The organism is Glycomyces rhizosphaerae (assembly GCF_042647865.1).
Classification (GTDB): Bacteria; Actinomycetota; Actinomycetes; order Mycobacteriales; family Micromonosporaceae; genus Glycomyces; species Glycomyces rhizosphaerae.
On sequence record NZ_JBHRWO010000015.1, the window covers coordinates 184,373 to 195,291 of the forward strand.

Genomic DNA, 10,919 nt, shown 5'->3' on the forward strand with positions numbered 1-10,919 from the left:
CGTTGCTACTGCTGTGCCTTCTTGATGGAGGAGCGGGCCGCGTCCGCCACGGCGGCGGCGGTGATGCCGAACTCCTCGTACAGCTTCTGGAACGGCGCGGAGGCACCGAAGTGTTCCAGGGAGACGCTGACTCCCGCGTCACCCACGAGGTCGCGCCAGGACAGGGCGATGCCGGCCTCGACCGACACGCGGGCCTTGACCGCCTTGGGCAGCACCGACTCGCGGTAGTCCTCGTCCTGCTCGTCGAACCACTCGATCGACGGGACCGACACGACGCGGGCTTTGACGCCCTCGGAGGCGAGCGACTCGGCGGCCTCGACGGCCAGCTGGACCTCGGAGCCGGAGCCCATGAGGATCACGTCCGGGGTGCCCTCGGTGTCGAGGAGCGTGTACGCGCCCTTGGCGGCACCCTCGGCCGAAGCGAACTTCGTGCGGTCGTACACCGGGATGTTCTGGCGGGTCAGCGCCAGCGCGGCCGGGCGGTCGTTCTTCTGCAGCAGGGTCTTCCAGACCACGGCGGTCTCGTTGGCGTCGCCGGGGCGGATGACGTCCAGGCCCGGGATCGCACGCAGGGACGCGAGGTGCTCGACCGGCTGGTGGGTCGGGCCGTCCTCGCCGAGGCCGATCGAGTCGTGCGTCCACACGTAGACCACGGGGGTCTTCATGAGGGCCGCGAGACGGACCGCGCCGCGCATGTAGTCGGAGAACACGAGGAACGTGCCGCCGTACGGGCGGGTCGGGCCGTGGAGCTTGATGCCGTTGAGGATCGCGCCCATGCCGAACTCGCGGATGCCGAAGTGGAGGGTGCGGCCGTACGGGTTGCCCGGGTAGGCCTTCGTCTGGCGCGACAGCGGCAGGAACGACGGCTCGCCGTCCATCGTGGTGTTGTTCGAGCCCGCGAGGTCGGCCGAGCCGCCCCACAGCTCGGGCAGGACCGGCGCGAGCGCCGAGAGCACCTTGCCGGAGGCGGAACGGGTGGCGACGCCCTTGGCGGACGGCTCGAACTCGGGGAACGCGTCCTCGAAGCCCTCGGGGAACTCGCCGGCCCACAGGCGGTCGTGCAGGGCCTTCTTCTCGGGGTTCTCGGCGGCCCAGTTGTTGAAGTCGGTCAGCCACGCCGAGCGGTCGGCCTGGCCGCGCGCGGTGGTGCCGCGCGTGTAGGCGAGCACGTCCTCGGGCACGTTGAACGACACGGCCGGGTCGAAGCCGAGCAGCTCCTTGGTCGCGGCGATCTCTTCGGCGCCAAGGGCGGAGCCGTGCGCGGCGTAGGAGTTCTGCTTCTTCGGGGCGGGCCAGCCGATGATGGTCTTCAGACGGATCAGCGAGGGCTTGTCGGTGACGGCCTTCGCGGCCTCGATGGCCTCGAACAGGGCCTTCGTGTCCTCGTGGTACTCAGCCCCGGCCTTCCAGTCGACGGTCTGGACGTGCCAGCCGTAGGACTCGTAGCGGGCGGCGGTGTCCTCGCCGAGGGCGATCTTGGTGTCGTCCTCGATGGAGATCTCGTTGTCGTCGTAGACGACGACGAGGTTGCCAAGCTCCTGCACGCCCGCGAGCGCGGAGGCCTCGTGGGTGACGCCCTCTTCGATGTCGCCATCGGACGCGATCACGTACACGAAGTGGTCGAACAGGCTCTCGCCGACGGCCGGCTCGGGGTCGAACAGGCCGCGCTCGCGGCGCGCCGCCATCGCCATGCCCACGGCGGTCGCCAGACCCTGGCCCAACGGCCCGGTCGTGGTCTCGACGCCGGCGGTGTGGCCCACCTCGGGGTGGCCCGGGGTCAGGGATCCCCACTGGCGCAGGCTCTGCAGGTCCTCAAGCTCCAGGCCGTAGCCGTGGAGGTACAACTGCACGTACAGCGTCAGGCTCGAGTGCCCGCACGAAAGCACGAAACGGTCGCGGCCCTCCCACTGCGGCTCACTCGGGTCGTGCCGCATGACCTTCTGGAACAGGGTGTGCGCCACCGGGGCCAGGCTCATAGCGGTGCCGGGGTGGCCGTTGCCGGCCTTCTCCACCGCGTCGGCGGCGAGCAGCCGCGCCGTGTCGACCGCCTTATCGTCAAGTGCGGTCCACTCGAACTGTGCCACTGCGATACTCCTTGGTACTCGTCGTATTTGGGCCATTGACGTGTGCCTTCTGACCCTACCTACACAGGCTGAACTTTATGCGCAGTCTCTCGGAGGGCGGAATTTCGCGGGTTGTGAACCCGCCCACGAGCAAGTCTCCCATCCGAAACCCCCAGGTAGGGGCCCTTGCCCCAGGCCCAGGTCACCTCCTCACTGCCCGTATGGTGAGCGGTGATGAACGAGGACCCGACCCGCGCCCTGGCAGATCCCCCCCGGCCCCAGGCCCGCAAGCGAATCGAACTGCCCGCGCCCGGCGCCGAAGCACCGGCGAAGCCGGACCTGCGCACCCTCATCGGTGCCTACGTCTCGCTGACGAAGCCGCGCATCGTCGAGCTGCTCCTCATCACCACGATCCCGGCGATGCTCGTGGCCGCGCGCATGGAGTTCGACGCCCTGCCGTCGCTCACCGCGGTCCTCGCGACCCTCATCGGCGGCGCCCTCGCCGCGGGCTCGGCGAACGCGATCAACTGCTACATCGACCGCGACATCGACCAGCTCATGGCCCGCACCTCGCGCCGCCCGCTCGCCAAGCACCAGATCCCGCCGCGCAACGCCTTGATCTTCGGCCTCGTCATCGGCGCGATCGCGGTCCTCGGCATGGGCTTCCTCGTCAACTGGCTCGCCGCGCTCCTCACCTTCGGCGCGATCGTCTACTACGACGTCGTCTACACGATCTGGCTCAAGCGCACCACGCCGTACAACACGGTCTGGGGCGGCGCCTGCGGCGCGGCCCCCGTGCTCATCGGCTGGGCCGCGGTCACCGGCCACATGTCGTGGATGGCCTGGGTCCTTTTCGCCATCGTCTTCCTCTGGCAGCCCCCGCACTTCTACGTGCTCGCCATGAAGTTCAAGGACGACTACGCCGCCGCGGGCATCCCCATGCTCCCCGTGGTCGCCCCCGCCAAGCGCGTCGCGATCGAATCGGTCGTCTACGGCTGGTTGATGCTCGTCGTCTCCCTCGTGCCCGTGCTCCTCCAGCCCGGCGCGACCTGGCTCTACGGCGTCGTCGCGCTGGTCACCGGCGGTCTGTTCGTCCTGGAATGCCACAAGCTCCTCGGCCGCGTCAACCGCGGCGAGGACCCCAAGCCGATGCGCCTCTTCCACTGGTCCACCAGCTATCTCACCCTGCTCTTCCTCGCGGTGGCGGTCGACTCCTTCCTCATGTAATGCGCTGTTCGAAGGCCCGGCTCCGGCCGGGCCTTCGGCGTTCTTCCGGGGTGTCGCACCGCGGACCTATCGTCGTGGGCGACACACTCGGCCGCACGAAGGGCTCCGATGACCGACCACGTTGCACCCCAAGAAGACCAGCTCGAGATTCCCGCCGCTTGGAGCGCCAAGCTGCTGCCGTGGCGCGGCAGACGGGACGGGAAACCGGTCGAGCTCGCCGACCCCGAATGGCTCGGACGGTGGCAGCGGGGGATCGCGAAGCGGGAAAGGCAGCTGCGTGCCGCGCTGGCGATGCCCGGGAACGCTCCGTTCGCCGCCGCGGCGGAGGCGTACCTCGAAGGGAAGCCCGATCCCCGCGGCGCGGCGGCGATCGCGACGTTGATCCTCGACTACGGCGGGCGCGCCGATGCCTCGCGACTGCGTCCGGAATTCGACTGCTGGCTGTACGAGCACGGCCTGGCCTTCGCGACGGCCGCAGCTGTCGAACGCCTCGCCGTCGACCCGGCCACCGACGGGTACTTCGGGGGCCAGGCCATCGCGAAGCGCACCGTCACCGAGCACCAGGTCGAGCACCCGGACACCCATGAACTGACCTACGGCGGGATCGCCGCGGTGCGGTCGATCCTGGCCGCCGCCTCCGACGAGGAGTACGCCGAAGTGGTGGCGGCGGTCGCGGGGCACCGCGATACCGGCCCGAAGCGCATCGCCGCCATGCTCCTGCTCCCCACCGAGCCCGCATGGGTCCTCGAGGCCTGCACCGACTACGGGAAGGCCAAACACTGGTCCTCGGGTGAGTGGGCCATCCTCCTCGCCGCCAGCCGCGCCGAGCACCTGGCGGCTGCGGGCGTTACCGAAATCGAGGACTACATCGGGAACGTCGAGACCGTCGTCGTCCTGCTCGGCGGCCTCGGCACCGGCGCGCTGCCGGTCCTCCTCGAGACCGAGAAGATCCGCCATTATTACAACGACGGCTTCAGGAAGCAGCTCTACCGGGCGATCGCCCTGATGCCCAGCGACGAGGCCACGGCGTTCGTCTTCGAGCGCCTCGACTTGCCGAACGTGTGGGAGTCTGCGACCGAGGCCGCCGCCCGCTTCCCCGTCCGCGTCCTCCGCGTCGCCGCGCGGCTCGCCCCGGCGGCGAACGCCGACGTGCGCCTCTGGCTCACCGCCGTCGTGAACCTCGTCGACCGCGAACTGCACGTCCACTTGAGTGACGCGGACCGGGCGGTGCTCGCCGACCTGCTCGCCGGCGACGGCCGCGTCCCCGAAGCCTGCCCCGCTGACCTGCCGCCGCTGCTGGTCACCCCGCCCTGGACCCGCAAGCGGCCCAAGGCGAAACCGGTCGTCATCGAAGGCCTGGAACCGCCCGCCGAATCGCACGTGGCCTGGACCGAAGCCGAGAAGGACCGATGGCACGGCCAGAGCCTCTACTACCGCGACGAGCAGCTCTGGGACGGCGACCTGGAAACCAAGCTCGACGACTACGAACTCGCTGCCGCCGTGGCGTACGCGCCGCCCGAGCAGGCCGAAGCGATCCTGGCGCGCTGGAACGGCGAGGCGGACGCCGACTATCCATACAACCTCTTGCGCATCCTCGCCCGCTACGGCGAGCGCGTGATCGACCGGGTCCTCAAGGTCCCCGCCGCCAATCACCGCTGCCAGGCCCTCCCCGGACCGATCCTGAACCTGGCCGCCGCCCGCATCGCGGCCGAGCGTCTGGAGCGGCTCAAGTCCGCCAGGACCAGCGCGATCGAGTGGTTCGAGCGCCACGGGCTCGCCGCGGTGCCGTTTCTGGTACCCGACGCTCTCGGGTCGGACAAGCGCCTCCGCCGCTACGCCGAGTTCGCGCTGGCCCACCTCGCCTCGCGCCACGGCAAGGAAGCCATCACGGCTGCGGCCGCCGAGTACGGAACCGAAGCGGCCGAGGCGATCACGGCCCTGCTCGAGGTCGATCCGCTGGTGCCGCGCGTCAAGGTCCCCAAGCTCGGCAACTGGATCACCCCGCTGATCCTTCCGCAGGTCCTCCTCAAGGGCGGTGAGCGGGCGCTGCCCGCCGAGGCGATTCCGCATCTGATCACCGTGCTGGCCTTGGGGACCCCGGATTACGCCTATCCCGGCATCGCAGTCGTCGCCGAAGCCTGCGACCGCGATTCGCTCGCCCGGTTCAGCCGGGCGCTGTTCGACCGGTGGACCGCGATCGGCGCCCCCGCAAAGGATGCTTGGGCGCTGACGCAGCTCATCCATTTCGCCGACGACGCGACCGTGTGGGCCCTTGCCCCGCTCATCCGCGAATGGCCCGGCGAGAGCCTGCACAAGCGGGCCGTCACCGGCCTGGAGGTGCTGGGCGCGATCGGCACCGAGGAGGACCTGCGGGCGATCCAGACCATCGCCGACAAGGTGAAGTTCAACGCGCTCCAAAGAGAGGCAGGTCGCCAGATCGAACGCGTCGCCGAGGAACTCGGGTTGAGCCGCGAGCAGCTCGCCGACCGGCTCGTGCCCGACTTCGGACTCGGCGAGGCGGGCGCGCTCGTCTTCGACTACGGGCCGCGCACGTTCACCGTGGCCTTCGACGAGCAGCTCCGGCCGCTCGTCACCGACGACACGGGCAAGCCGCGCAAGAGCCTGCCCAAGCCCGGTGCGAAGGACGACCCCGACTTGGCTGAAGAGGCCTACCAGCGTTTCGCCGCTTTGAAGAAGGAACTGCGCGGCGTCGCGGTCGACCAGGTGCGCCGCATCGAGACCGCCATGGTGTCCGGCCGCGACTGGTCCGTCGAGGAGTTCCGCCGCTGCTTCGCCGAGCACGCGCTCACCAGACACCTCACGCGCCGCCTCGTGTGGCTGGCCGAAGTGGAGGGCGACCGGTTCGGCTTCCGCATCGCCGAGGACGGGACCTTCGGCGACGTCGAGGACGAGGCGGTCGATCTCCCCGAGACGGGCCGCATCCGCGTCGCCCATCCGGTTCAACTGGGCTCCGAAGCCGCCGCTTGGGCCGAGGTCTTCGCCGACTATGAGATCCTGCAGCCCTTCGACCAGCTGAACCGCCCCGTCTTGGCCTTCACCGAGGACGAACTCGCCACCGGCCGACTCACTCGTTTCGAAGGCGTCCAGGTCGACGTCGGGCGGATCCTCGGGATGACGAACCGCGGTTGGTTCCGGGCCGCACCGGAGAACGGCGGAGTCGAGCCCGGCATCGCGCACCGGCTGCCCGGCGGCGGTTTCGTCACCGTGACTTTGGATCCCGGCATCTACGTCGGCGACGTGAGCGAGCATCCGGTGCAGACGATCACGCGCGTCCGGCTCAGGACCGACGCGAGCTTTGACAAGTACTACGCGGACGAATCGGGCTTTACGGTCGCCACCGACATCGACCCGGTCACCGCCTCCGAGATCCTCGCGTCGCTCGCCCGGCTCACCGGCACTGCATAGTGTCCATTCAGTGACAGAACGGGAATGTCGCACCGGCTTTCTAAGCTCGGTGCGACATTCCCGGCCGCACGAAGGACGCTGATGACGGAAGCCCTTGCACCCCAAGAAGACCAGGTCCACTTCCCCCGCAACTGGGAACGGTATTTGAAGCCGACGCGGTCCTCGGGGAAACCACGCAAGGTCGCACTCGACGAGGACCAAGGCGGCCTGCTGTACGCCGAGCACGAAGTCTGGGCCCGCGCGATCCTCGACCAGATGCTCCACGAGCGGTTCAAACCCAGCGGCTTCGCCTTCCTCGACGGCACCCCCGACCCGGTCGGCGCGGCCGTCGTCACCACCGTCATCTGCCACAACATCGGCGGCAACCCGGTGACGACCGAGTTCATCGAGCGCAAGGCGGCCGCGTCCCGGGCCATGTTCCACCGGCTCATCGCTGACCACGGCCTCCCGTTCGCCGCCGAGGCCGCGGCGATGTTCTTCACGCTCGACACCGGCAGGGACCCCGGGAAACAGGTCCGCCTCCGCCAAATGCACCTCAACGGCCACGGCTGGGGCCGCAGCGTCCCGGACGGCCTCCTCACCGACTTCCGCCACCTGATCACCGCCGCCTCGGACACGGAGTACGCCGCCGTCCGCGAAGCGCTCGCGCGCCAGCGTACGAACCCCGCCGAACGGCTCGCGGTGGCCCTGCTCGTCCCCGACGAACGGGAATGGACCGACGAGGTCTGCAGCGAGCACCGAGGCCAGAACCGGGGCGTCGACGTCACCGAACTGCTGCTGCTGCAAGCGGTGACCACCGTCGATCAGCTGGACACGCTGCAACCGCTCCGGATCCCCCCTTACCACCTCAATAACCCGGAACTCGCGTGCCTGGTCGGCCGCCTCGGCGCCGCCGCCGCGCCGATCGTGATCGACAGCGTGAAGGACACCCACCCCGTGGCCTGGCGCAGAAGACTCCACAAGGCGCTGGCGATGCTCCCCTCCGACGAAGCCGCCGACTATCTCGCCGAACGACTCTACGAGAGCGACGTCATGGGGTTCGCGATCGAGTTCGCGCAGCGCTTCCCGCTTCGGATGCTCCGCGTCGTTGCCGACCGTCTCCAGGGAGCGGGCCCCGCCAGGCGCGAATTGCTCTTCGCGCTCTTGAACGCCTTGCCCGCGTTCGGCTCCGCGCTGCCGCACCTGGACACCGAGGCGCGTGCGGTCCTGGAGCCGCTATTCGCCGACGACCGGCGCCTCCCCGAAGCCGACCCGTCCGAACTGCCGCCGCTCCTGACCACCCCGCCGTGGACCGCCAAGGGCCCCAAGAGGAAGGCCGTCGTCATCGCAGGCCTCGAGCCGCCTGCGATCAACCGGGTCGTGTGGGCCGCAGACGAGCGCGAGGTCTTCGCGAACGCCGGATACGACTTCAGCGACACCCACGACGAGGACCGCTGGGACCAGGACGCCCGCCGGCTCGAGCTGCGCAATCTGCCGTCGGAGGACGGCCTGCACCTTCTCGCCCACGCGCCATTGGCGATCGCCGCGCCGCTCGCCGACCGCTGGCATTTCAGGCCACCGCTCGGCATCTGGGCCCGCCATGAGCTGCAACGGGTCTTGGCTCGCTTCGAGGCGACCGTTTCCGAGCAGGTCGCCAGGGCCGCGAGCGCCGATGCGAGCTGCCGCGAGGCGGCGCTGCCGATCGCGAACCTCACCGCGGCCAGGGACATGGCCGACGCGTTCACACGGCTCAAGTCCTTGCGCACCATAGCTACCGCTTGGCTCGACCGGCACAGCGCCGACGCCGCCGTGCTTCTCATTCCGGACGCACTCGGGGCGGATAAGAAGGCGCGCAAGCCCGCCGAGACCGCCTTGCGCTATCTCGCCGCGAGCCACGGGCCCGACCTGGTGCGCGAGGCCGCCGCCCGGTACGGCGACGAGGCCGTGGCGGCACTGGCGGCGATCGAGGAAACCGACCCGCTCCTGCCAGTCGGGGTGAAGATCCCCAAACCGGTCGCCTGGGCCGCACCGGCACTGCTGCCGCAGGTGCTCCTGGCCGGTGGCGAGCGGGCCCTGCCGCTGGACGCGGTCGAGCACCTTCTCACCGTCCTCGCGTTCACGACTCCCGAGTTCGCTTACGCCGGTGTCGAGGTCATCGCCGAGACTTGCGACCGCGCGTCGCTCGGCCGCTTCTCCCTGGACGTCTTCGAGCGGTGGTTGAACGCCGGGGCGCCGACCGCCGAGTCCTGGGCGCTCAGCCAGCTCGCGCATTTCGCTGACGACCACACCGTCCGCACCCTCGCGCCGCTCGTCGCGGCCTGGCCCGGGGTGAACCAGCACCAGCGGGCCGTCAAGGGCCTGCAGGTGCTCGGCGCGATCGGCACCGAGACCGCCATGCGCGCGATCCAGACCATCGCCGAGAAGGCCAAGTTCGACGCGATCCGCTGGGAGGCAGGCCAGCAGATCGAGATCATCGCGAAGCGACTCGGTCTGACCGCCGAGCAGCTCGCCGACCGGCTCGTGCCCGACTTCGGGCTCGGCGACGCGGCCGCGCTCGTCATCGACTACGGGCCCCGCAAGTTCACCGTCACGTTCGACGAGCAGCTGAAGCCGTTCGTCCGCGACGGTGACGGCAAGCCGCGCAAAACTCTCCCCAAACCCGGCGCGAAGGACGACGGAGCCGCGGCCGAGGACGCCTACCGGCGGTTCACCGCTTTGAAGAAGGACCTCCGCACGGTCGCGGCCGACCTCGTGAAACGCCTCGAAGCGGCGATGGTCAACGGCCGCACCTGGACCGTGGCGGAGTTCGGCGAGCACCTGGTGCGGCACGCGCTCGTCGGCCACCTCGCGCGGCGGCTCGTCTGGATCGCCGAGCACCAGGGCGCCCGGACCGGTTTCCGCATAGCCGAGGACGGCTCCTTCAGCAACGTGGACGACGAGACCTTCACGCCCGCAGAGGCATCGACGATCCGCGTCGCCCACCCGGCCCTCTTCGACCCGAAGACGGCCCAGGCCTGGGCGGAGCTGCTGGCCGACTACGAGGTCCTGCAACCGTTCGACCAGATGAACCGCCCGGTCATGGCGTTCACCGAAGAAGACCTCGCCACGGGCCGCCTCCCCCGCTTCGAAGGCGGGACCGTCGAAGTCGGCCCGCTCCTGGGGATCACGAAGCGGGGCTGGCTCCGGGCCGCCCCGGCGGGCGGTGGCGTCGAGCCCGGGATCTCCTTCGCCCTGACCGGCAGCGGCTACCTCACGGTGATGCTGGACCCCGGCATCTACACCGGGAGCGTGAGCGCCCTCCCGGACCAGAAGATCGTCAGCGTCTGCCTCTCCCAGATCGAGGACTACGGGGTGCCGCTCGCACCCGACGGCAAGCGGCTCAAGGACATCGACCCGGTGTCCGCCTCCGAAGCACTCGCCGGGCTCGCCCGACTCACGAAACGGCAATGAGGACACTCGCGCCGACGGTGCGGTCCCGGGTCGGGAGGCGGTTTCTAGGCGTGTTTTGCAGCACTGATGGTTATTCGTTGTCGCCCAGGAGTTTAGCGAGGCGCTCGGCTGGGGGGGTTTCTCAGAATAGCGGTACGGGGGTGTGACCGTGGCCGGGTTGGTTCGGGTCGGGGTTCGGGCGGTCAGCGACGGGAAGCGGGGCGGCCGTGGCGGGGGCGTGACCGTGGCCGGGTTGGTTCGGGTCGGGGTTCGGGCGGTCGGCGACGGGAAGCGGGGCGGCCGGTGCGGCCGGACTCCGGCCCGCGGTGGGCGCTCGGCTCGGCTCGGCCGCGCCGGTCGTCTCGGAGCGCGCCGAGTGTCTTGTGGTGGGGTGCTTGGCGGCTCGCGGGGCCTGCCGGTCGGCATCGACCGGGTTGGGGCGCGGTGGGCGCGGCGGGTTCGTCATGGCCTTCGTATCTCCTTCCGGTCTCGGTCCTGCGGCTTCGCTCTGCCGACCTCCACTTCCCGGCTGCTGCTCTCCAACCCCAGCCCCAGCCCTCCGGCTTCCGCCTTTCTCCAGCCCCAGCCCTCCGGTTTCCGTCTTCGGGCCTTCCGCCTTCGGGCCTTCGGCCTTCACGGCTTCGGGTTGTCGGGCTGCTCGCTCCCCGGGGGCTGATGCCGTGCAGGCTGTCCCGGGCAGGGCCCGTCTCGTGCAGGGCCCTGGTGTGCCGCTGTTGAACGCCGCGGCGCATCGCTTCGCTTCGCGTGTGCTTGGTGTGCCTCGTTCCGGACACT

At 70.0% G+C, this 10,919-nt stretch carries 4 protein-coding genes; 3 read left to right on the forward strand and 1 reads right to left on the reverse strand.

Features of this window, described 5'->3' with window-relative positions; genetic code table 11:
* Positions 1-5 precede the first annotated feature (5 nt).
* Positions 6-2,120: a transketolase gene (gene tkt, locus ACFO8M_RS18085; protein ID WP_387978108.1), complete on the reverse strand. Its 2,115-nt coding sequence runs from the start codon at positions 2,118-2,120 to the stop codon at positions 6-8.
* Between the two features lie 177 nt (positions 2,121-2,297).
* Between tkt and ACFO8M_RS18090 the strand changes: the two genes are divergently transcribed.
* The 3 genes from ACFO8M_RS18090 to ACFO8M_RS18100 all read left to right on the forward strand — a co-directional run bounded on the left by ACFO8M_RS18090 (position 2,298) and on the right by ACFO8M_RS18100 (position 10,145).
* The gene (locus tag ACFO8M_RS18090) at positions 2,298-3,290 is read left to right on the forward strand and encodes a heme o synthase (protein ID WP_387978110.1); all 993 of its coding nucleotides are present in this window, start codon (positions 2,298-2,300) and stop codon (positions 3,288-3,290) included.
* Between the two features lie 108 nt (positions 3,291-3,398).
* Positions 3,399-6,716 carry a DUF4132 domain-containing protein gene (locus tag ACFO8M_RS18095; RefSeq protein ID WP_387978112.1) on the forward strand — a complete coding sequence of 1,106 codons (3,318 nt, stop codon included), beginning with the start codon at positions 3,399-3,401 and terminating at the stop codon, positions 6,714-6,716.
* A gap of 81 nt (positions 6,717-6,797) precedes the next feature.
* Positions 6,798-10,145 (forward strand): DUF4132 domain-containing protein, encoded by a 3,348-nt coding sequence (locus tag ACFO8M_RS18100; RefSeq protein WP_387978114.1) that lies wholly within the window; start codon positions 6,798-6,800, stop codon positions 10,143-10,145.
* Positions 10,146-10,919 lie beyond the last annotated feature (774 nt).